Source organism: Rothia sp. SD9660Na (genome assembly GCF_030064065.1).
Classification (GTDB): domain Bacteria; phylum Actinomycetota; class Actinomycetes; order Actinomycetales; family Micrococcaceae; genus Rothia.
Genome location: NZ_CP125946.1, coordinates 743,065 through 765,735, shown reverse-complemented (window position 1 = coordinate 765,735; position 22,671 = coordinate 743,065). Strand labels below are relative to the sequence as shown.

The 22,671-nt window shown below is 62.9% G+C and carries 15 protein-coding genes; 4 read left to right on the top strand and 11 right to left on the bottom strand.

What is annotated here, in order from left to right:
- Nucleotides 1-25: 25 nt before the first annotated feature.
- A complete protein-coding gene (nudC, locus tag QM007_RS03740) occupies nt 26-1,279 on the bottom strand; it encodes an NAD(+) diphosphatase (protein WP_283490612.1) in 1,254 nt (417 codons plus the stop codon).
- A 38-nt stretch (nt 1,280-1,317) separates the two neighbouring features.
- Between nudC and QM007_RS03735 the strand changes: the two genes are divergently transcribed.
- Nucleotides 1,318-2,274: a phosphotransferase gene (locus tag QM007_RS03735; protein WP_283490611.1), complete on the top strand. Its 957-nt coding sequence runs from the start codon at nt 1,318-1,320 to the stop codon at nt 2,272-2,274.
- Here the strand turns inward: QM007_RS03735 and QM007_RS03730 are convergent.
- Both QM007_RS03730 and QM007_RS03725 read right to left on the bottom strand, forming a co-directional pair.
- Nucleotides 2,259-5,939 carry an ATP-dependent helicase gene (locus QM007_RS03730; RefSeq protein WP_283490610.1) on the bottom strand — a complete coding sequence of 1,227 codons (3,681 nt, stop codon included), beginning with the start codon at nt 5,937-5,939 and terminating at the stop codon, nt 2,259-2,261. The genes QM007_RS03735 and QM007_RS03730 overlap by 16 nt on opposite strands.
- 10 nt (nt 5,940-5,949) lie before the next feature.
- Nucleotides 5,950-9,426, bottom strand: a complete 3,477-nt coding sequence (locus QM007_RS03725) for an ATP-dependent DNA helicase (RefSeq protein ID WP_283490609.1) — start codon at nt 9,424-9,426, stop codon at nt 5,950-5,952.
- Between the two features lie 140 nt (nt 9,427-9,566).
- On the opposite strand from QM007_RS03725, the gene QM007_RS03720 reads away from it, so the two are divergent.
- Both QM007_RS03720 and QM007_RS03715 read left to right on the top strand, forming a co-directional pair.
- Nucleotides 9,567-10,253 carry a 3'-5' exonuclease gene (locus QM007_RS03720; RefSeq protein ID WP_283490608.1) on the top strand — a complete coding sequence of 229 codons (687 nt, stop codon included), beginning with the start codon at nt 9,567-9,569 and terminating at the stop codon, nt 10,251-10,253.
- A gap of 143 nt (nt 10,254-10,396) precedes the next feature.
- Complete coding sequence (locus tag QM007_RS03715) at nt 10,397-11,734, top strand: threonine/serine exporter family protein (RefSeq protein WP_283490607.1); 1,338 nt, start codon at nt 10,397-10,399, stop codon at nt 11,732-11,734.
- A gap of 163 nt (nt 11,735-11,897) precedes the next feature.
- Here QM007_RS03715 and hemL read toward each other — a convergent pair whose 3' ends face one another.
- From hemL to hemE, 8 genes are all read right to left on the bottom strand, one after another.
- Nucleotides 11,898-13,223, bottom strand: coding sequence for a glutamate-1-semialdehyde 2,1-aminomutase (hemL, locus tag QM007_RS03710; protein WP_283490606.1), 1,326 nt, complete (start codon nt 13,221-13,223; stop codon nt 11,898-11,900).
- A 5-nt stretch (nt 13,224-13,228) separates the two neighbouring features.
- Nucleotides 13,229-14,236: a porphobilinogen synthase gene (gene hemB / locus QM007_RS03705; protein ID WP_283490605.1), complete on the bottom strand. Its 1,008-nt coding sequence runs from the start codon at nt 14,234-14,236 to the stop codon at nt 13,229-13,231.
- 32 nt (nt 14,237-14,268) lie between these two features.
- Nucleotides 14,269-15,090, bottom strand: a complete 822-nt coding sequence (locus tag QM007_RS03700; RefSeq protein WP_283490604.1) for a uroporphyrinogen-III synthase — start codon at nt 15,088-15,090, stop codon at nt 14,269-14,271.
- A gap of 4 nt (nt 15,091-15,094) precedes the next feature.
- Nucleotides 15,095-16,102: a hydroxymethylbilane synthase gene (gene hemC / locus QM007_RS03695; protein WP_283490603.1), complete on the bottom strand. Its 1,008-nt coding sequence runs from the start codon at nt 16,100-16,102 to the stop codon at nt 15,095-15,097.
- Nucleotides 16,103-16,498: 396 nt separating this feature from the next.
- Complete coding sequence (locus tag QM007_RS03690; RefSeq protein WP_283490602.1) at nt 16,499-17,800, bottom strand: ferrochelatase; 1,302 nt, start codon at nt 17,798-17,800, stop codon at nt 16,499-16,501.
- Nucleotides 17,800-18,534 (bottom strand): hydrogen peroxide-dependent heme synthase, encoded by a 735-nt coding sequence (gene hemQ / locus QM007_RS03685; protein ID WP_502949091.1) that lies wholly within the window; start codon nt 18,532-18,534, stop codon nt 17,800-17,802. The genes QM007_RS03690 and hemQ overlap by 1 nt, the downstream gene beginning before the upstream one ends.
- Before the next feature lie 141 nt (nt 18,535-18,675).
- Nucleotides 18,676-20,139, bottom strand: a complete 1,464-nt coding sequence (gene hemG / locus QM007_RS03680; protein WP_283490600.1) for a protoporphyrinogen oxidase — start codon at nt 20,137-20,139, stop codon at nt 18,676-18,678.
- 13 nt (nt 20,140-20,152) lie between these two features.
- The gene (gene hemE / locus QM007_RS03675) at nt 20,153-21,280 is read right to left on the bottom strand and encodes a uroporphyrinogen decarboxylase (RefSeq protein WP_283490599.1); all 1,128 of its coding nucleotides are present in this window, start codon (nt 21,278-21,280) and stop codon (nt 20,153-20,155) included.
- Between the two features lie 88 nt (nt 21,281-21,368).
- On the opposite strand from hemE, the gene QM007_RS03670 reads away from it, so the two are divergent.
- A complete protein-coding gene (locus tag QM007_RS03670) occupies nt 21,369-22,661 on the top strand; it encodes a glutamyl-tRNA reductase (RefSeq protein WP_283490598.1) in 1,293 nt (430 codons plus the stop codon).
- Nucleotides 22,662-22,671 lie beyond the last annotated feature (10 nt).

Genomic DNA, 22,671 nt, shown 5'->3' with positions numbered 1-22,671 from the left:
GGCCGGTAGCGGCCACGCCAGCTATCTAGTCTACCCGCCCAGCAGGGCCCAGGGGCTGCCCCAGCCAGAACTCAATCAGGCGGCGGGAAATTGAGCTCGGCCCGGGTAGCTGCACAGCGCCTGACCGGTGGGCGTCAAGGAGCTCTAATCGGCTGAACCAGCGGATTTCATCAATCTCAGCTCCGTCGGCTTCAACCTGGTTGGGGTTGGAGATTTCAGCGAGATAACCACACATCAGCGACCTGGGGAAGGGCCAGGGTTGCGACCCCAGATACCTCAGTGAGGCGACCCGCCCACCGCACTCCTCGTAGACCTCTCGGAGCACAGCGGTTTCAAGGGCTTCGCCGCCCTCAACAAACCCGGCAAAGGTAGAAAAGCGCCCTTTTCCCCAGGCCCGCGCCTGCCCCAGCAGAGTCTTGCTCTCACCCTCAATCTCAGCGGTAATGGCTGTGATAACGGCGGGGTCTGTGCGGGGGAAGAGCTCTCTACCCGCTTCGGTGGCCCGCGCCCAGCCGCCGCGGGTAGCGAAGGTGGGGGCGCCCGTCCGCGCATCAAAACCAGAGGATGCATGCCAGGTGCTCAAGGACGCCGCTGCCGCCAGCACCTCGCCCCAGGCAAAGGCGGCTCCCTGCCCTTCATAGGCGTAGGCAGCGTAGTCGCGGACGCTCACCCAGCTACCACCTGACCGGGCAGCTATCATCTCGGCCAGGGTTTGCTCCTGGTTTTCAAAACCCTGAAGATTGAGCGGGGCATCACCCAGGTTGAGATAACGGTCGAAATCGGCCAGGAGTACCAGCACGGGCTGCTCCAATTGAGGCTCTGCGGAGTCCTCCCCCACCCGCTCCGGGGCGGACGCCAGCACCCGGCTCCCAGCGAAAATCAGGGAAGGGTGCTGGTGGCGATCAAGTGAAGTGTAGCTCAGCAAGGCTTCGCTGTGCAGGTCAAAGACACCGGCCAGGTCTAGTGGCTCGGGGTCTTCACCTGTTTCTGCAACGAGCACCTTGCCCCCGTCCAGAGCGATAAGGGCGGGGCTAAGGAGCCAGGGGTAAAGGTCGTTTGACGGGGCATCGGTCGGTAGCGGCCACTCTGTTAGAGCCCGCCCCAAATACCCAAAGAAACCGGAGTGTTCTCGCACCGCGCCGGTGGTTCGCACCCGGTCGGTAGTCAGAGGCAATCGCCCCAGCGGCGAAAACCAGCCTTGCTCACCCGGGGTCAGAGCAGCGTCCGTCCCGTACTGCGAGCCAGCTACCGACAGATTAGTCATATTTTCAGCATTCATATCGGGTTCGTTCCAACTTCTCTTGTACCCTTAAAAGTGTGACTTCAACACCGCTTCAACTTGCCGCCATCGTATCAGCTGGGGTTCCCGGGCTCTACCCCGTAGCCGCCCTACCCTCAGCCGACGACGCCCTCGACTTCGACTCAGCCATCATCATTGACTCAGCCGACAAACGCTGGCGCGTCCGTGCCCCCAAACACCCCGAAGCTAGCGTGCGACTCGAAGCGGAGCACGTCATCCTCCAGTCCTTCACCCCGGGCCTGCGTGCCCGCCTGCCCTTCCTCGTACCCACCATCGTAGGAACCGTCCCTCTCGACGGGCGGCAGGCCTTTATCTACACCCATAACCCTGGGGCCCACTACGACATCGATGACTTAGCCGATCTTTCCCACCGCACCCGGGAAGGCCAGCCCAATATAGCGGATGAGATTGCCCGCCATATCGCCACCATCCACGTTTTCCCCACCACCATCGTTGAGGACGCTGACCTACCGGTTTATACCGGCCAGCAGGTGTGCGAGCGCAGGCTTGCAGAGCTAGACCTGGCTGTAGCCACTGGTAAGGTGCCCTCCGGGTTGCTCACCCGCTGGGAGCAGCAACTCAACAACACGGTGATGTGGGACTTCCGCCCCCGTGTCATTCACGGGGACCTCAACGAAGATAACCTCGTGCTTGACCAGAAAAAAATTGTTGAAATCACCGGCTGGTCAGAGGTCTGTGTGGGAGACCCCGCTGCTGACTTTGCCTGGCTTTACGCCTGCGAAGACCCCCTCTTTAGAGAGCGCGTCTTCGCAAGCTACCGGGAAGAAATGCCCCAGGAACCCGACCGTAACCTCGAAGCTAGAGCTAACCTCTACGCTGAATTCGGTTTGGCCCAGTGGCTCATCCGCGGGGTTGAGCTAGAAGATAGGGTGATGATCTCAGAAGCTGTTTCGATGTTGGATCATCTTGAAGCCGAGCTACGAGCTGTTGGGGCGATTCAGCCAGCCAGCTGAGCCGCTCGCTCCACAGCCTTCTCTAGCTCGGTCCGGGTTGAGAAGTGAGTAACTTCAATGCTCTCTCCGGTAGAGGCATAGAAGAAGTGGGCTTCTACATTTTCTTGGGGCACTCCTTGCAAGCGGGCAAAGCCCAGGCGGTAGAGGGAGAGCTGCACCGACCGTTCTTTGAGCTCCTTCTTGGTGCGCGGCGGTTGCCCCGTTTTCCAGTCCACCAGCTGCCAGACGGTCGAGCCGTCGCCGTCCGTCCGGGTAAAGATAGCGTCTATGCGGCCGCGTACCGTTACTCCACCAAGCGGTGTTTCCAGCGGGTATTCCAGGGCCCAGGGCTCACGGCTTGCCCAGTCGCTAGCGAGGAAGTTCTCTCGCAGAGCCGGAATATTGAGCTCTTCTTCGGTGCTGTCGTCATCGAAATCTTCGTCCATGTCGAGCATGCCGCTGGTGCCGAAGTGGTCTTCAACCCAGCTGTGGAAGATGGTGCCCTGGCGGGCCGCGATACCCGGCTTTTGGGGCATGGGGCGTCGCATGTTGTCGATGACGGCCTGTGGGTCTTTGACCAGGTTGACGAGCAGGGAGGCTGACAGATGGCCGGGTAGCTCAAAGGAGCTGTTTTCCGCGGGTGCGGCCAGCAGGCTCAGGAGCAGGTCGGTTTCTTCCTGCCAGTCTTCGATAGCGTCTCGTGCCTCTTGGCTCTGCTCCGGGGTGGGGTCGGGAAGGGCAGCGAGAGCTTCAGCGAGCGCATCTGCTTCAAGCCCTCCGCGCAGCACGTTCTGGGCCGCACGCTCGACTACCTGGCGGGGGCTGAGCCCTGTTAGGTTGCCCTGTTTACTCTCGTTCGGGCTGGGTGCAGGGCCTGCTGCTTCGAGTTCCTGAAGGGAGGTCCAGGTCATCTGGTGGGGCCCGTTGAAGGGGTCGAAGGGCCAGAGGGCGGTGGTAATCGTGGCTGACTGGGGGTTGACGGTGCCTACCTGGTCAGGGTCGAGCTCGCTCAGAATTTCAGCTAACTCAACAGGGGCATCGAGTAACTCGGCGACGAAATCAGACATGAGGCGGGGCTTGGTCGTGATTCCTTTCCAAGCCGAGGTAGTCAGAACGAGCAGGGACCGGGCGCGGGTGTATCCCACGTAGGCCAGACGGCGCTCTTCCAGGGTTCGGTGTTCTACCGCCTGCTCCGAGAGCTGGGCCATAAAATCACCGAGATCCTGCAAATGATCAAAGTCCGACCGCCAGCCGGGTAGGTAGGCGGCGTCCCCTCGCAAGGGCCAGGGCAGGGTGTCCGACTGCTTGGTCCAGCGTTCGTCCTTAGCATCGGGGAAGTCTCCGGCAGCCATGCCCGGAATATATACCTGGTCCCATTCCAGTCCCTTTGAAGCGTGCACGGTGAGAATTTGCACCGCGTCGTGGCGGGGGGCCTCTGCTGTCATTTCGAGCCCGGCTTCCTGCTGGGCTGCAGCATCAAGCCAGGCTAAGAATCCGCTAATCCCCGATGCTGAGGCGCCGGTGGCGCTCAGAGCAAAGCGGACGCCGGCCTCCCCCTCTTCCAGGGGCTGGCCGTTGGCAGCTGCCAGGAGCAGGGCGTTCACGCGGGGGGCTGTGGACTCGTAGGTAGCGGCCACATCGTAGAAGGCATCAAGGTGCCTGCGGGCCGATGTGGCGTGTGCCCCCGGGCGGGCTGCTAGCTCAATATCGAGCAGGAGGGTGCGCTCAATTTCGCTGATGAGGGTGGTGAGGTCATCGGCGGTGAACTGGCGCAGGTAGGTCAGCTCCCTCGATACGGCCTGAAGTCGTTTCAAGCCTTCGGAGCTGATGGACCTGCCGCTACGAGCTGAGGCCCAGCCCTCCTGCGGCAGATTTTCGAGAGCCTCAATCAGGGAGGCTCCATCGGTGACATCGGGGGCGGCAGCTTGGAGCAGGCGCCGGTAGTCTTCAGCGGACGCCGGTACCTGTTCGCCAGCGTCCTTCAGGTCCCTGGCGCTGGTGGCGCCGCGTTCAGCGGCTTCGCTCAGGCCCTCAACCTCGTCGAGGATTTCCTGTTCGGCGCGCAGGGCAGCGGCCTGGGCTGTAATGCCAAACCTGATTTCAAGTTCTCGCTGGCGTTTGAGGGCTTCTGCCCACTCGCCAAAGGCTAGCAGGTCAGATAAGCCAAGACGCCAGCGGGCGCCAGCCAGTATGCGCATGAGCGCATCTGAACGGCCGGGGTCGCTCAGCACTCGGAGCACCGACACCAGATCTACGATTTCGGGGGTATCGAGCAAACCGCCCAGACCTACTACCTGGTAGGGGACGCCCAGCTCGTCGAAGGCTTCTTGCAGGGGTTCCATCATGGCTCGTTTTTTGCAAAGAACGGCCATGGTCGGCATGTCGGAGAGCGGGCGGCCAAAAAAGCTAGAGCGTTGCTCGGCAATCATCTGGCCAAGAGCACGGGCTTCTTGCAGGTCGGTAAGGTATTCCCCCACCAGCACCCGCCCCGCGGTGGGGTTGGGACGCGCGACCAGGGGCGGCACCTCGATGGCGTGGGTGCGCTGAACCCAGTCGGGGCTTACGCTCAGGGGATCAGCTACCCGGTTGGCAGCCGCCAAGATAGAGGTGTCGTTTCGCCAGGCCACGGTGAGGTAGCTGGCGGTGCGGTCTTCTGCCGGGAAGTAGTCGTAGAAGCTAAAGAGCTGGCCGTCTGAAGCTCCGCGGAAGCCGTAGATAGACTGCTTGGGGTCGCCCACCGCCATGACGGGGTGGGCAGGGGCATCTGCTTTTGCCCCAAACAAATCGGAGAAGAGCTGCATCTGGGCATGGGAGGTATCTTGGAATTCGTCCAGGAGCACCACCCTAAAGCGTTCCCGTTCTGTCTGCGCAGCCTGGGGCACGGTCTTCGCGATGTGGGCAGCCTTGGCGATGAGGTCACCGTAGTCCATCACCTGCATCTGTTCTTTGATGGACGAATAGCGTTTGACCAGCTCAGCATAAAAAATACGCAGCTGCAGCCCCTGCACCAGGGCCCGCTGTTCGGTGGTTGCCCCCTTGACCGTGGGCTTACCCAGGTGCTCCACCTGTTTCAGTGTTTCTGTGCACCAGTCGATAACGGTATCGGGGCTTACCAGGTGTTCAGCGCACTCGGACGAGAGTTTAATGATGGATTCCACCATGGTGGACTTAGCGACGTCTTTTTCAGGCAGCTTGCCCTCATAGTGCTCCACGATTTGGGCAACCAGCTGCCAGGTTTGAGCACCCCCCAGCATTTGGGCATCGTCTTCTACGCCGATGCGAAGCCCATACTGTTGCACTAGCGTATTAGCGTAGGAGTGGTAGGTGGAGATGGTGGGGTCGCTCGTGACTCCGTCCGCGCCCTGATCAGGGTTTTCTCGCACGAGCCCCTGGCGGCGGAGCTCTTCAAGGCGGGAGCGCATACGCTCCCGTAGCTCACCTGCGGCCTTGCGGGTGAAGGTCACCCCCAGTACCTGGTCGGCACGCACAAGCCCGTTTGCAACCAGCCACACCACCCGGTCCACCATGGTGGCGGTCTTGCCTGACCCTGCTCCCGCTACGACCAGGCGGGGTACCAGTGGGGAGCTGATAATGGCAGATTGCTCCGCTGTGGGTAGGGGGCGGCCCAGGGCTTTTGCGATATCTTCGGGGCTGAGAAAGGTTTCTGCTGGCTTCTGTTCAGTCATGATTCTGCCTTTACTGGGCGGGGCGGACGGTGATAGCGCGGCCCCGTGAGCAGATGGGGCAAATATCGGGAAGGGCACAGCCAATACCAAAGGGGCCACCTGCGGTATGCCGAGCCTGTAGGTGCTCCCCTGCAATCAGTTCGGCAGCCCGATTGATGAGCTCAACGGCCCAGGTACTTTCAGCGGTCAGCGGGGCCTGTTCCTGCTCAGAGTAGCTCTTCGTGGTCCCACCAATTTGTAGAAGCAGAGCACCGCCCGAAAGCTCGTGGAGCCCGTCGAGTACCGGCACCTGGTTCGGTTGCGGCGTCGCTGGCTGCTCGCCTTCTTTCTGGGCTAGGGCATCGTGCTGTAGGGCCTGCTGCATCAGGGCGCCTGCACCGGCTTCGAGAGCAACCTGGTAGGCAGCGAGCTGGGGGTGCTGTTCCAGGTCAGCCTTGGTAGGTTTACTCTTACCGGTCTTCAAATCGATGATGATAAAGCGCCCTACCTGATCTACCTCGATGCGGTCCACACGCCCCGACAGCAGGGCGTCCTTGGCGGGGCCGGGAACCAGCACGCTAAAGGAACCTTCGACACCCACCAGAGAGCGTCCTTTGCCCTTGAGGTCTCGCACATAGTCGGCAAACTTCTGCAGCATGCCCTCGGCCCGCTCCACCATCTTCTGGCTCTCCCAGGTGTTAGGCAGCCCTAGCTGGGGTAGGCGGCGGTGGAGCTCATCGCGCAGGTCGGTTCCGTTACCATCGGGCATATCTTCGCAAATGGCGTGGATGAGAGTGCCCAGAGATCGCGAGGCATCGGTGGCGGCTTCAGCACGGGAGGCAGCCACAAACCAGTCGAGGGGCGAGCGGTGAATCTTTTCAATCTGAGACGGCGATACCGGAACCGGCCCGTCCCCTTCAAAGGCCGGGGCCTGTGAGGACAGGGGCAGCAGCCCCCACCAGGAGCGGGGGTGGGCACCAGGTAAGTTCAGCCCGGAAGTCTGCTCAGGGTCAGCGAGTCGGCCCAGCAGTCGGGCAGCGGAATCGGCTTTCACCGGTGAAATGTGCTGGGCTTCGGACCACTGGCGCAGTTCGGCGACCAGCGAGCGCAGGGTCATGGGGCGCCGCACCTCGGTGAGGGGTCGCTCACCGCCGGGGGCCGGGGCAAAGATATCGAGGAGCTCGCTGGGGGCCTGATCGGCGGAAGACACAGCGGTACAGACTACCCGGGAGCGGGCTCGAGAGGTTGCTGTGGCGAACATACGGAACTCGTCGAAACGGTTGGATCGTAGGCGTTCAAGGAGCGAATAGCCGGGAGCTACTCCCCCACCGTTATCGTGCCTGTTCGCATCCAGGCGCCCGGTAGCTGCGTCCACCAGATCGAGGGTTCCCAGTAGGGAGCCGCGGACGGTGGTGTTCGGCCAGGTGCCGTCTTGCAGCCCCGCGATATAGACGGTGTCCCATTCACGCCCTGCGGCGAGAGCGGGGGTCATGATTTCTACGGCGTCGCGGTGGTTGGTGCGCTCTGCCAGGGTATCCATGGGTAGGTCTTGGGCATCGATGTAGGCCAGGAACTGTTCGGCGGTGGCTCCTGGCATCTGGTCGGTGTAACGTTCGGCTGCCTCAAACAGGCCTATCATGGCGTCGATGTCTCGCCCGGCTCGGTCGGCTCCTGCACCGCCTGAGAGGGACTGGGCTTTCCAGAGGGGGGCGAGTTCTGAGGCCTCCCAGAGTGCCCAGAGGACGGTTTCGGCGGTAGCGCCGGGCTGGTCGAGGGCTTTATCGCCTGCGGTAAGTACCCGGCCCAGGCGGCGGGCAGCGGCGCTGCTTTCGCCGGTGGGCAGTAGTTGGGGTTTGACGAGGGCTTCAACCAGGAGGGCATCGCTGTCGCGGGTGCCCCCGGCTCGCAGTTCTTCGGCGCGAAGACGCTGGCGTAAACGACGCACGTCCATGGTCGAGGCCCCGCCCAAGCGGGAGGTCAGCAGGGAAACCGCGGTATCAACACCCAGGTCCCAGGTGTTTGCTTGCTGGGTAGTTGAAAGCTCTGTCTCTGTGGCCTGAAGACTCGTGGCTTGCTCTGTACCCCGTAGGCGCCGGGTGTGCAGAATCAGCCCTAGAGCATCAAGGAAGGGGCGGGCGGCAGGTTCATCGCGCACGGGGGTGATAGAGGCTGCTGTTTGTACGGGAACACCCAGGTTAATGAGGGCTCGTTTGAGCCGGGTGATGTCTGAGCCGTTTCGCACGATAATAGCGCTACGCTGGTAGGCCCTGCCCCGGTAGAGGTGGTCTTCGAGAATCATTTGGGCTAGCAGCTGGTTTTCCTGCTGGGGGGTTTCTACAACCAGGCCTAGCACCTCGGGGCCCGATTCTGCTGCTTTTGCAGGGTTAAGCAGGGCACCGTCGTCCCCAACCGGCAGAAGAGCCTCTTCGCTGGGCTCCTGCGGAGCGGGGGTAAGGACACGCCGGTGGGCTGCCCGGAGCACAACGGGTAGGCGGGAGGCCAGTTCTGCCCAGCGCTCGGCGATAACAGGAGCCATGCGCCAGCTCGTGGTGAGCTCCTCTGTAACGAGAGAGGGGAAGATATCGGGGAGGTTGGCTGCCAGCTGGGGGCTAGCTCCGCGGAACCCCTGTACGACCGTATCGGTGCAGCAGGTCATGACCGCTGCCGGGCCCGAGGCAAGAAGACCGTCCAGGTCTGAAGGTTCGGTATCCGCTCCAGAGGCCAGTGAGTTACTGGCTGTGGCACGCAGGTACTCTGCCGATTTACCGACAAGAACAGCCAAAAGCCGGTAGATAGAGGGGGTAAGTTCTTGCACGTCATCAATGAGCACCAGGTCAAAGCGGGCACGTTCTGCACTCAGCACATCGGGGTGGGCCAGCAGGGTCTTGGTGGCCTCGTGGATAAGGGCTGCCGGGTCAAAAGCGTGCGGTGCTCTCAGGGCTCGCACCTGGCGATACTCGGTGTAGAGCTTTGCTAGCGCCTGCCACTCGGGGCGGTCGAAGCGGGTCGCTAGGTCGCTGACAGATTGAGCGGTCAAGTCGTACTCTGCCATGCGGTCAAAGAAGTCTCGCACCTCGTGGCGGAAACCGCGGGTTTCAAGGGCTTCACGGAGGTCATCGGGCCAGATAATGCCAGAGCCTTCGCCGCTGTGGTGGCCGTCGAGGAGTTCTTTAATCAGGACGTCCTGCTCGGGGCCTGAAAGGAGCTTAGGGATGAAGTCCAGGTGGGGTAAGTACCCCTCGATATGGGCTCGACGCAGCAGGTCAAAGGCGTAAGCCTGCCAGGCTCGTACCGGGGCCGTTGAGACTGTTGCGGTGATGCGGGCTGAAAGTGCTTCTCGGAACCGGGTTGCGCTGACGCGTGAGGGGGTGAGCACCAGCAGGCGGGCAGGGTCTTTGCGCTGCTCAATGAATGCGGTAGCTGCTTCTAACAGGGCCTGGGTTTTGCCGCTGCCGGGCGCGCCCAGAAGCAAGGTAGCGCCCTGAGTCTCTAGCTGCTCGTGTGTCACCGTGCACTCCCCATCTTTTGTCTTGGTCGAGGTTCTCACTGTAGTCCAAGTTCATCATAGGTGGCTGACATTTTAAGAGCCTGGGCGCCACCTGCCTCAAATATTTTTGTGACGCAGGTTCTGTCGCTACTATCGAAGGTATGACTTCATGGACCGAGCTTCCCCGCGCCACTTTCGATCTTGAGACAACCGGTATCGACCCTAAGACTGCCCGCATCGTCACGGCGTCTTTGGTCTTGGTTTCTCCGGACGGCGAGGTTTTGCGCGCCGGGGAATGGCTGGCTGACCCCGGGGTTGAGATTCCTGAGCAGGCGTCCGCTATCCACGGCATCACTACCGAGTACGCCCGCAAGCACGGCAAGCCTGCCCAGCAGGTGGCCTACGAGGTGGCTATGGCTCTGGGCGGTCTCTTTGCCGACGGCGTTCCCGTCATCGCCTTTAACGCTGCCTACGATTTCTCGGTGCTGCATTTTGAGCTGGCCCGCTACGGGTACCCGCCGCTGACCTGCTACCCCGTGCTTGACCCCCTAGTCATCAATAAGCATGTTCACAAGTTTAAGAAAGGTAAGCGCACCCTGGAAGTGCTGGCCAGCGAGTACAGCGTGGAGCTGGAAAACGCCCACACCTCGAAGGACGACGCCCTAGCAGCTGAGCGCCTACTGACGGCTATGAGCTTTGAATACGAAGAAATCGAACAGCCTGCTACAGCCCTGCACGAGCAGCAGATTACTTGGGCAGCTGAGCAGGCGGCTGAGCTGCAGGACTACTTCAACCGCATTGGCAAGCAGGCGGACATCAGCGGCGCCTGGCCGGTGCGCACCGACTAAGTTTCAGATAGCGTGAGCACTCCGTCAGGACGTCGGTGGGCAGGTAGGTGCCTTGAGCACCATCACTTGCCCACCGGCGTCCTTTTCTGCCCTCCCTCTACTAGATTTAAAGAAGCAGATACACCTCAACCGCAAGGACGACCGTGAACGAGCCCGCGCCCACCAACAGCATCTACCTCGGCTCCACCCGCAACCAGCACAAAGAACTGGTAGCCCAATCGGCGGTCGTCCTCAAGCTAGGTCTGCTCCTCATGAAGTCTGGGGCCAGCGCCTACCGCGTCAAAACCTCCATGTCCCGCTTGGCCAAAGCCGTAGGACTTGAAGAACATCACGCCCAGGTACACTTCACCGAACTCTCCACCACCGCCTACTCCGGTGGCAACTTCCGCACCGAAATTGCAGAAACCCGAGTCAAGGGAATCTCCGCCTACAAAATCGACCTGCTCAGCGACTTCGTCTCCTCCCTGCCCGAACGCATCGACCCGGCTCTAGCCGACGCAACACTCACCCGCATTGAGAAAGAAAAGCCCCTCTATGCCCCCTTGCTCCTAGCTCTCGCCGCCGCCCTAGCCTGTGCAGCTTTCGCCTTCCTCAACCAGGGCGGTGTCATTGAATGCTCAGTCGTTCTCGTCGCAGCCTTCGCCGGCCAGCTCCTACGCTCCACCCTCGCCCACAGGGGTCTCAACCATATGGCGGTCTGGATGCTCTGCGGCCTGCTCTCAGCCGGTATCTATGTGGGGGTTATGTCGGCCCTTATCGCTCCCGGTCTCATCGCGGATAACCACCTGGTGGGCTTTATTTCGTCGATTCTCTACCTGGTACCGGGCTTCCCACTGGTCACCGGCATGCTAGAAATAGCCCGCATGGACTTTTCCTCAGGCATCTCCCGCCTCACCTACGTTGCCCTGCTCCTGGGCAGTGCGTCCTTCTCGGTCTGGCTGATTTCCCTGGTCTTTAGCCTGCCCCTAGAGCAGGCCCCAGCCCCGCATCTGAGCTTCTGGCTGCTCCTGACCCTCCAGATGCTGGCCTCCTTCACCGCCGCCTTCGGCTTCGCCATGCTCTTCTCAGCTACTCCCCTCTCCTGCGCCTGGGCAGGGGCAATCGCCGCAATCGTAAACCCGGGCCGTATCTGGTTAGTAGAAGCCGGGTGGGCACCCCACCTCGCCATTGCCCTGGCCGTTTTTACCGCCGGGGTACTCTCAGAAATCATCGCTCCCCTCCACGCCCGCCGAGTTTCCCGCATCTCCCTGGCTGTGCCGGCTACCGTCACTATGGTTCCCGGCGTCATGTTTTACATGTCTATGGCCCACTTCTCTAACGGTGATGTCAATGAGGCCCTGGCCAGCTTTGTGCAGGTCCTACTCATCTTCGCTGCTCTAGGAATGGGTCTGGCCCTGTCCCGCCTGCTCATGGACAAGAACTGGCTCTACGACCGCGACACCCAGAACCTGGCGTCCCTGCCGCAGGGGCACATGAGGTAAGGAAACTTACACGCAGATGTAGGTGAGCAGGCACAACTATGGGCGCGGCGCACTGACCTTCGCCAACTAACCTTCTCGCTGGCTCGCAAGCTCGCAAGCGATTCATGCCAGCCCCAGCCAGTTGGCTACCGGCCAGTGCGCCGCGCCCGTAGAAGGCATGAGCCTAGGCTGTCGCCTCTGCCGCTGCGCGGGCGGCGTCAGGCAGGGCCGCGATAATGCGGTCCATGGCGGCGTCATCGTGGGCTGCTGAAAGGAACCAGGCTTCGAAGGCGCTGGGCGGCAGGTAGATGCCGGAGTTCAGCATGGAGTGGAAGAAGGCATTGTAGCGGTAGGTTTCTGATGCCTTGATGTCTTCGTAGTTGTGCACGCCCGTATCAGCAGTGCCAAAGGCAACGGAGAAGAGGTTGCCTGCGGTCTGGATGGAGTGGTTGACCCCGGCAGCGTTGAAGGCTTCAACCAGGGCGGCCTGCAGCTGGGCTGAGCGGGCGTCAATGGTTTCGTAGACGGTGGCGTCAGCGGCCTTGAGGGTGGCCAGACCTGCAGCCATGGCGATGGGGTTACCGGAGAGGGTGCCTGCCTGGTAGACGGGGCCCAGCGGAGCCAGGTATTCCATGATCTCGCGCTTGCCGCCCAGGGCAGCCATGGGCATGCCGCCGCCGATGACTTTGCCGAAGGTGAAGATGTCGGGGGTCCAGTTGCCTTCTGCGGGGGCGGAGTAGCCCCAGTAGCCTGCGGAGGAGACGCGGAAGCCGGTCAGCACCTCGTCGAAAATCATGAGGGCGCCCTGTTTGCGGGTAATCTCGCGCAGGAAGGCGTTGAAGCCCTCAGCGGGGGTCACAACGCCCATGTTGCAGGGGGCTGCTTCGGTGATGATGGCGGCAATTTCGCCGGGGTTGGTGGCAAAAGCTGCGCGGACGGCGTCCTCGTCGTTGTAGGGAAGGACGATTGTTTCGGCTGCGGTAGCGGCGGTGACGCCTGCCGAGCCGGGCAGGGCAAGGGTGGCAACGCCGGAGCCGGCTTCTGAGAGTAGGGCATCAACGTGGCCGTGGTAGCAACCGGCAAACTTAATGATTTTGTCGCGGCCGGTATAGCCGCGGGCCAGGCGGATGGCGGTCATGGTTGCTTCGGTGCCGGTGGAGACCATGCGAATCTGGTCGATGGTTCCGGGGGCTACTGCGTTGATGCGGTCAACCACGAGTTCAGCCAGCTCGGTTTCAGCAGCCGTTGAGGCACCGAAGGAGAGGCCGTGTTCAACCGCTGCGTGCACGGCTTCGATGACGCCGGTGTGCTTGTGGCCAAGCAGGGCAGGGCCCCAGGAGCAGACCAGGTCAACATAGTTGTGACCGTCCGCGTCGGTCAGGTAGGGGCCGGATGCCTCCACCATGAAGGCGGGGGTGCCGCCCACGGAATTGAAGGCGCGTACGGGTGAGTTGACCCCGCCGGGAATGACGCGGGCTGAGCGGGCAAAAAGGTCTTCTGAGACGGTCAAGGGGTTTACCTTTCGTTGAGCCAGGTGGCGGCTTCGGTGGCGTAGTAGGTCATGATGATGGAGGCGCCTGCTCGGCGGATGCCCATGAGGGCTTCGAGGGCTACGGCCTTGCGGTCGATCCAGCCGGCGGCGGCAGCGGCTTCAATCATGGCGTATTCGCCAGAGACATGATAGGCAGCAACGGGAACAGGTGAGAAGTCGGCGACTTCGCGCACAATGTCGAGATAGGCGGTAGCGGGTTTGACCATGACCATATCGGCGCCCTGCTCGATATCGAGCTGGACTTCGTAGAGGGATTCCCGGCGGTTAGCGGGATCCTGCTGGTAGGTTTTGCGGTCGCCGGTGAAGGTGGAACCCACTGCATCGCGGAAGGGGCCAAAGAAGGCCGAAGCGTATTTGGCGGAGTAGGCCAAGATAGACACGTCGGTGAAGCCAGCTTCGTCGAGAGCGGTGCGCATGGCGGCAATTTGGCCGTCCATCATACCGGAGGGGCTGACGGTGTGGGCACCGGCGCGTGCCTGGGAAACCGCCATCTTGCAGTAGGACTCCACGGCGGCGTCATTATCAACAACCGTGTTGCCGAAGGCATCTTCGGTCAGGGGGCCGCAGTGGCCGTGGTCGGTGAATTCGTCAAGGCAGGTATCTGCCATGACGACCACCGAGTCGCCGAAGTGCTGGCGCACAGTGCGGATAGCCCGGTTGAGAATACCGTCCTCAGCCCAGGCAGCTGAACCGGCCGCGTCCTTATCTTTATCGCGGGGCACACCAAAGAGGTCGATGCAGCGCACGCCGGCGTCCACGGCTTTTTGTACCTCGTCGATGACGGTCTCCAGGGTGTGCTGGTACTGGCCGGGCATGGATTCGATGGCAACGGGCTCCTCGATTCCGTCGCGCACGAAAAGCACCTGCACCAGGTTAGCCGGGGTCAGGGCGGTTTCGGCGGTCAGGGCCCGCATGGGGCCGGTGGTACGCAGGCGGCGGGGGCGCACCGGCAGGGCTGAGGGTTCAAACATGGTCTTCCTTGACGGGTAGGTGTCTTTTTAGCTTAGAGGGCGAGGGCGGCTGCTGCCAGGTCTGTGGCAGCGGGGCTTGCCGCTACGGTGATGGTGGCAGGACGCTGCTGCTCGGGTAGGTTGCGGGCGGCGGCTTCGGTGCTGGCCCCGATGGCAACGGTGGGGGGAAGAGTGCTGCTGGCGGCATCCGCTAGGGTTTGCAGGAGCAGGGGCGAGGTTGCAATCAGGACGTCGGTAGTAGCGAGCGCGGTGACGGCCTCGCCCAGGGTGAGGGCGGAACCTGACGGGGCATCGGGCTCAGCGGGGTTCTGTTCGGTGAGGGGGTTCTCTGCTGGGTAGGGCAGCATGTCGTAGACCGGTAGGGTGGCTACGGTGTAGCCGTAGTCGGTGAGTCCTTCTTCGAGGGTCGGTGAAGCTGTGGTTCCTTGGACGGCCAAGATGGTTTCGTCCATGGGGTTATCCCATTCTTCGTCAATGAGCCACTCGTCGACCATTCCGGCTGCAGACTGGGTTTCGGGCACGAAGTCGACCATGAGTCCGCGTTCGGTCAGGGCCGACTCGGTAGCCCGGCCGACGGCTGCGATCTGGGCAGCGCCTAACAGTTCGACCAGGCTTTGGTCCAGCCCCTGTGCCAGGGCATCTAGCCCCAGCACCCCGTTGACCGAGGTGAAGGTAACCCAGGAGAATTCCCCGCGGATCAGGGCGAAGGCGACCTCTTCCCAGTCTTCTGGTTCGGTGCCCACGGGGTCAAGAATGGGGGTGTAGAGCAGCTTTGCTTCGGCGTCTTGCTCCAGAAGAGCGCGGCTCAGCGCGGCGGCCTTAGCCGGGGTGCGGGTAATGAGGTAGGTAGTCATAGCTCTAGGCACCGCCTTCAAGACCGGCGAGAGCGGCAGCGCCCATGCCCAGCAGGTCATCGGCGGCCTGGGTGCCGAGGAAGGCGGCGGCTTCTGCCGACAGGGTCTCTGTCTGCACGGTGTGCCGCAGCAGCTCGGTGCCGTCGGGGTTAGCCACAGCGATGTTAAGGACGAGCTGGCCGGCGTCCACCAGGGCGTAAGCCCCAATGGGGGCGGCACAGCCGGCTTCAAGTCGGCGGAGCAGGGCGCGCTCAGCGGTCACAGCCAGCTGGGTCTCGGTGTGGTTGACAGCGGCTACAGCCTGCCCCAGCTCTGTTTGTTCGCCGGTATCTTCGGTACGAATTTCGATAGCGAGGGCCCCCTGGCCGGGAGCGGGCACAACCCTGTCGACCCCCAGGTACTCGGTGATAGTCTCAGCAAGACCCAGGCGGTGCAGACCGGCAGCAGCCAGCACAACCGCATCGCAGTCACCGGTGATAGCGCCAAGTTTCTTCTCGCCATGCAGGCCGTGGGCGCCTACCCCGTAGTGCTCATTGCCAGCCACACGGGCCAGGCGGGTACCCACATTACCGCGGATATCAACAATGGTGAGGTCAGGGCGGATAGCCAGCAGCTGGGCGGCCCGACGCGGTGAGCCGGTGCCCACCCGGGCACCAGCAGGTAGAGTATCGAGGGTCAGACCGTCCCGGGCGCACAGGGCATCTCGGGGGTCCTCCCGCTCCGGGGTAGCAGCGACGGTCAGTCCCAGGCAGGGCGCGCTGGGCAGGTCTTTCAGTGAATGGACGGCCACGTCCACTCCCCCATCGAGCAGGCGGGCGCGCAGGGTTGCAGCAAAAACACCGGTACCACCTAGCTGAGACAGGGGGCCGGTGAGCACGTCTCCCTCAGTTTTGACGGTGACGGTCTCTAGCTCAATGCCGGTCGCCTCCCGCATACGCTGAACAGCCCAGCCGGTCTGGGTGGTCGCAAGAGCCGACCCGCGCGTACCTACGGTAAATGTTCGAGCTGCCAATGAGCGTCCTTTCGTGCAATCCTTATCTGAAATGTTTAAGCCGTCGTGTTGCAGAGGGGGGGCGTGGGCCGCGTGCTCCGGGGAAACAGGCAGAGCTCGCAACCGCTCTCGCTCCTCGCCTGGGGGCTCGTCGCGATTCACCGCCAGCCCCGATCCACGCGAGCTTGCTGCGTGTTCCCCTCCGCCCGCTTTCCTGGCCTGTACAGTTATGCGGCGGCAGGGGACATACGTGAAGCCGACTGGCTGGGATGAGCGAGGATTTCCGCGAAGCGAAAAAGAAATCCTCGCAAATCAGCCGAGCCTGCGAGGCTGCATGAATTGAGCGAGCGCCCCAGCGCGAGCTCAAGAAGGTTAGTCGGCAAACGTATGTCCCCTGCAGCCTACCCGTCCAGCAAATTACCCCTGGTAATCAGCAATCACCGGCTTCTCGGAGCCGGGGCGTTGGGACTTGCAGCAGTCGGGGTTGCAGGCGTCGAACCAGCCGTTTCCGCCGCAGACAGACTGGCGGGCTGCCTGTACGCCGTCGGCGTCCTGGGCGGGGGCGGTGGAGGCGACGCGTTCGGCGATCAGCTGGCGTAGGCCCTCAACGTAGGCGGGGTGGGTGCCGGGGGTGGGGGTGCGGGTTGCTGCGAAGCCGAGGCGCTTGCAGGTGTCGAGGGCTTCGGTGTCGAGGTCCCACTTGACTTCCATGTGGTCTGAGACGAAGCCGAGGGGCACGAGCACGATGCCGTCGACCTTACCGTCAAGGGCTTCGAGGGCGTCGTTGACGTCGGGTTCGAGCCAGGGCATAGACGGCGGGCCGGAGCGGGACTGGTAGACCAGCTCCCAGTCGACTTCATCGAGCAGGGCGGGGTCAACGGCCTGCACACCGGTGAGGACGGCGCGGGCAGCTTCCAGGTGTTTCTCAACGTAGGCGGAGCCGCCTTCGTAGTCGACACCGCGGGGGCCTGCCTCGTTGGCGGCGTTGGTGGGTACGGAGTGGGTGCAGAACATGATGCGGATTTTTCCGTTACCCGCGGCAGCCTGCTGGGCGGCAGCAAGCTGGGCACGGACGTCCGTGAGCCCCTCAACCAGGCCGTCGATAAAGGGCTGGATGAAGCCAGGGGTGTCCCAGAACTGGCGGACCTTATCAATCTGCAGTTTGCCGTCTAGTCCCAGTTTTTCAAGGGCGATTCCGTAGTCTTCGCGGTACTGGCGGCAGGAGGAGTAGCCGGGGTAGGCGCTGGTGGCCAGCACAAGAATCTTGCGTTTTCCCTCGTCATAGGCCTGCTGGACCACGTCGTTGACGTAGGGCTCCCAGTTGCGGTTAGCCCAGGTGATCTCGATGTCCGGGCCCTTTTCGGCCATAGCCTGGCGTAGGGCGGCCAGCAGGGCACGGTTCTGCTCGTTAATGGGTGAGACGCCGCCGTTGGCCCGGTAGTGGGTGGCGACTTCTTCGAGGCGTTCGTCGGGGATGCCTCGGCCGGCGGTGACGTTGCGCAGGAAGGGGATCACGTCGTCCTGCCCCTCGGGGCCGCCGAAGGAGGACAGAATCACCAGGTCGTAGTCCTGCGGGGCGGACGCACGGGGGCGGGTGAGGGTGCGCTCGCTGGTGTAGGTGCCGATGGTGCTCTCATCGAGCACAGCCGGGCCGTTGGAGGCGGTGTTGGCCGGGTCGGTCTGGTTGGGGATGATGTCGGCAGGAAGCTGGGTGGTCATTAGGCGATCACCTGGGCAACCTCGGCGGCCTCGATACGGCGGCCGGTGTAGAAGGGGATTTCTTCGCGTACGAAGTGGCGGGCTTCGGTGTTGCGGAAGGAGCGCATGAGGTCAACGAGGAGTACCAGTTCGGGGGCTTCGAGGGCGATGAGCCATTCGTAGTCGTTCAGGCCAAAGGTGGCGATGGTGTTGGGCAGTACCTCGGGGAAGTCAATGCCCTTCATGCCGTGGTTCTTCATGACCTCGCGGCGCTTTTCGGGGTTGATAGTGTACCAGTCGAAGGAGCGCACGAAGGGGTAGACGCAGATCCACTGTTCGGGGGCGATGCCCTTGGCGAAGGTGGGGGTGTGACCGGCTGAGAATTCGGCGTCGCGGTGTACGCCCATGGTTGACCAGACAATCTTGGTGCCCGAGAAAGCTGCTGTGCGGCGGAAGCTGCGGACTGCTGCCTGCAGGTCTTCGGGTACAGCACCGTGGACCCAGACCATCACGTCAGCGTCGTTGCGCATGGCTGAGACGTCGTAGAAGCCGCGGGTGATTACGCCCTTGGCTTCGAGCTCAGCGACCAGTGCTTCGAGTTCGGCGGTTGCCTCAGCGCCGGTAGCGGCGGGGTCGGCTGCACCTTCGCGGGCGAAGACGGTGTAGAGGGCGTAGTGGAACTGGCTGTCGCCTTCGGCTACTTCGCCAGGGCGCTGGCCCTGAATTTTACCTGCCGCGTCCTTGGCGGTGGGCATGGGCGGGCGGCCGCCGTGACTGTAGGCACTGTGGCCTGCGCTGCCGTATGAGCTGGCGCCGTGGGAGTGTTCTGCAGGGTTACCGTGGTGTGACATGGGGTTACCTTTCGATGTGGGACGTTGAGGGCGAGTGGCCGCTACCTAGTCGGTAGCTGATGTGTCGGTGTTTTTCTGGATAAAGTGCCCCAGATGTTCCTGGGTGTCTGCGGTGACGGCTGCCAGGCCGGTTCCGGCGATCCAGGCGCCAACGGCGGTGGCACCGGGCAGGTCGGCGAGGGCCGAGCGGAAGGCGGTGACGCGGCCCCTGTGCCCCGGCGTGGTGGAGGGCAAGGCGCTGCGCCAGCGCACGACGTCCGCAGCCACCAGGTGGCTCTTGGTGATGGGCACGCCCAGCAGGTGGCCGGCATCGTGCAGGCCCAGGGTGACCAGCTGGTCATCGTGCAGGGCCAGCTCTGACAGCGGTGAGGTGTCGTGGTCCTTGCCGCGCCCGTACGACAGGCGTACAACGTGGCGCCCTTCCCCTGCTCGTTCTGCGACCCAGGCCCACTTGGCGGTGGCGTGGGTGAGGGCCTTGGCACGGACGCCGGTGGCGGCTTCGCTGACCAGCAGGCCGGTACCGCGCGGGGCGGCGTCAAGAGCTGGCTGGTCAAGCACCAGGGAGACCAGGGCGACTTCGGGGCCGGGGGCAACGGCGGGCAGAGCGGACGCCGGTAGGTGGGGCCCGAGCAGGCGGATGGAGGTCTGGGCGTCGGTGGCTACCACCAGTAGTTCGCCGCGGATGACGGCTGATTTTTCGCCGTATTCGGGCTGACGCTGGATGGCCGTCCACCCGCCGGTAACGGGGTCGCGGTCCACGGCAATGGTGTCGAAGCCGCTGACGATGCGCACGCGCTGGCAGAGCAGGTCGTCCACGAGAGCCTCGGAGAGCTGGTTCATGCCACCTTCGATACCGGCAACCTGGGAACCTGCCGGGGAGGCGGCCCGCAGGCGGGCGCTGGCTGCGGTGAGGGAACCCAGTTCTCGCAAGCCGGTCAGCAGGCCCGGAGCAATGGTGGCGATTTCTAGCTGGTCGGGGTGTACCGAGTGCACACCGGATACCACCGGGGCCACCAGTTGATCGAGCACCTGCTGGCCCAGACGCACCCGCACCAGCTCCCCCAGGGTTTTGGCGTTAGACCCGGCTGAGCGCGGCAGCATGGCATCGAGTTTGGCTCGGCGGTAGCCTGCCCGGCCCAGGATTTTTTTGAGCGCCGGATCATCGAGGCTGCCGGGGATGCCCAGAACACCGGTGGACGGTGAGGGGTAGGGCCCGGTGGGCAGGTAGAGCCAGGAGCCAAGGGGCTCGGGCATCACAATGCGGTCAGCCAGCCCCAAGTCGGTAAGCAGGTTGTGGACCGCGTCGGTACGGGTTGCGAAGGACTCAGCACCAGAATCCAGCACCAGACCGGCTAATTGGTGGGCGCCTACGGCACCTCCCAGGTGGCTTTCCCGTTCAACCAGGGTGACTTTCTTACCGGCGCGGGCTAGTTCGCGGGCTGCAAGCAGGCCCGAGATACCGCCGCCAATCACCAGGGCGGTGTTGTGCAGGTGCTGGTGCTGTGCCATGGGGTTCTTTTTCCTAGCCTTTGCGGGTTGAGGTGTGGATGTAGTCGACCAGGCGGGTCAGGACGGTGGGGTCGGTGGTGGGGGGCACGCCGTGCCCCAGGTTAACCACGTGGGCCGGCGCGGTGCGTCCTTCTTCAAGAACTGCATCGGTGTGGGCGGCGAGGGCCTCCCAGCCCGATGCCAGCAGGGCCGGGTCGATGTTGCCCTGCAAGACGATGCCACCGCCCAGTCGGCGCTGGGCTTCTGAAAGGGGCAGGCGGTAGTCAACGCCGATGACGTCGGCGCCGGCTTCGAGCATGGCGGGCAGCAATTCGGCGGTGCCGGTACCAAAGTGGATTCGGGGCACCCCGTAGTGTTCAACGGCTGCGAGGGTGGCTGCGGAGTGGGGCATAACGAAGCGGCGGTAGTCGGCCTCACCCAGGGACCCTGCCCAGGAGTCGAAGAGCTGCACGGCTGAGGCGCCCGCCTCAATCTGGGCAGCCAGGAACTGGGCTGAGGTACGGGCGGCCCAGGCGCCCAGGGCGGCCCAGGCTTCGGGGTCGGCGTGCATCATGGTGCGCGGACGCAGGTGGTCGCGGGAGGGCCCGCCCTCTACCATGTAGGCGGCCACGGTGAAGGGGGCACCGGCAAAACCGATGAGCGGGGTAGAGCCCAGCTTCTCAACGGTCAGGGCAACGGCTTCTCGAATGGGGTCAAGAGCGGAATCTTCGAGTTCGGGTAGGTTCTTGATGTCCTCAAGGGTGCGGACGGGGGCATCGAGCACGGGGCCTCGCCCGGGAACGATATCGACACCCACACCGGCTAGCTTCATGGGGATGACGATATCTGAGAAGAAGATACCGGCATCGACCTTGTGGCGGCGCACCGGCTGAACCGTAATTTCTGCAGCCAGTTCGGGGTTGAGGCAGGAATCCAGCATGGGGATTCCCTCGCGAATTTCGCGGTACTCGGGTAGGGAGCGTCCTGCCTGGCGCATGAACCAGACCGGGGCGTGCTCGGCTTCGCGCCCGGTCAGGGTACGAATCATGGGTGACTCGCCAGTACCGGCGGTCTTCAGGGGATGGGTAGCGGGCAGGTGGGCAAGCTGCTCGTCGGTGAGCAGGGGGCGCTGACGCAGCGCTGATGACACGGTCTGACTCATATACACCATTCTGCCAAGTTTAGAGCACAACTTTAGAGACAACCTGTCACAAGACCCCCAACAGGGAGCTGTCTATAATAGAGTCGTCGTGACTATTTTCAGCCTTGTAGCATCGCATCGCTCAGTCGACCTCACCACCGTGGCTCACCTCAGCGAAGGCGTTGAGAAAATCCACCGGGATCTTGAACGCACCGGCATTCGTGGTGAGGTGATTTTGTCTACCTGCAACCGCTTAGAGCTCTACGCCGAGATTCCCAGCAAGCCGGGAGCCACCGACCAGAATATCGCCAACGATGTTGCCACCGCCTCAGAGCACATCTTCGACCTGCTCTCCCAGCGGTCCGGGCTTTCCTACGACCTGGTAGAAAACAGCTTTGATGTGCTGGTGAATACCGATGCAGCCCACCACCTCTTCACTGTAGCCTCAGGCCTAGAGTCGGCCGTTGTGGGCGAACGCGAAATTACCGGCCAGGTGCGCCGCGCCCTATCTCTCTCCCAGGAGCAAGGACGGGCCACCGGCAACCTGGTGCGCCTCTTTGAGCACGGTGCCCAGACCGCCCGCCGGATCGGCCAGCAAACCATGCTGGGCTCCCGGGGCCGCTCCATCGTGTCGGTTGCCCTGGATATGGCCGATGACATCGCCGACAAAATCTGGGAGAACCGCCGGGTTCTGGTCTTTGGTACTGGTGCCTACGCCGGGGCTACCGTAGCTGCCCTGCACTCTCGGGGGACGACCGATATCTGGATATACTCCCGCTCAGATCGTGCAGCCACTTTTGCCGACAAACGCGGAGTACAGGCAGTGCCCCACGGGGAACTGCACGAGCAGATGGCAGCGGCCGATATCATCATCGGCTGCTCGGGTGGCGCTTCCCCCATGCTCCCCATCGAAATCCCCGCTGGTAAGCGCGTCATCCTTGATTTAGCGCTCTCTCGCGACTTCGCCCCCGAGGTAGCAGACCTACCCGAGGTAGAACTGATTACCCTCGAATCTGTGCGCCTGGCTGCCCCCGAAGAGACCGTAGAGTCCGTGCACACCGCCCGCACAATTGTGGACGAAGCCGCCGCAGAATTCTCCATCAAAGAGAAGGCCCGCAGTGTCGACGCTGCTATTGTTGCTCTCAGACAACACACCATGAGCGTACTCGACGCCGAGCTAGCTAAGGTGCACAACCAGTACGGATGCACCGCAGCAACTGAACAGCTTGAACTCGCAATGCGCCGCATGGTCAAGTCCCTCCTGCACACCCCGACCGTCCGTGCCCGAGACATGGCACGCGAAGGCCGGGTAGACGACTATGTAGCGGCCCTCGAAGCCCTCTACGGTATCGAAGTGCAAGAAACCCCCGAAGAGGCCGAGCCCCAAACCGACGCCTCCTAGCAGGCAGGCA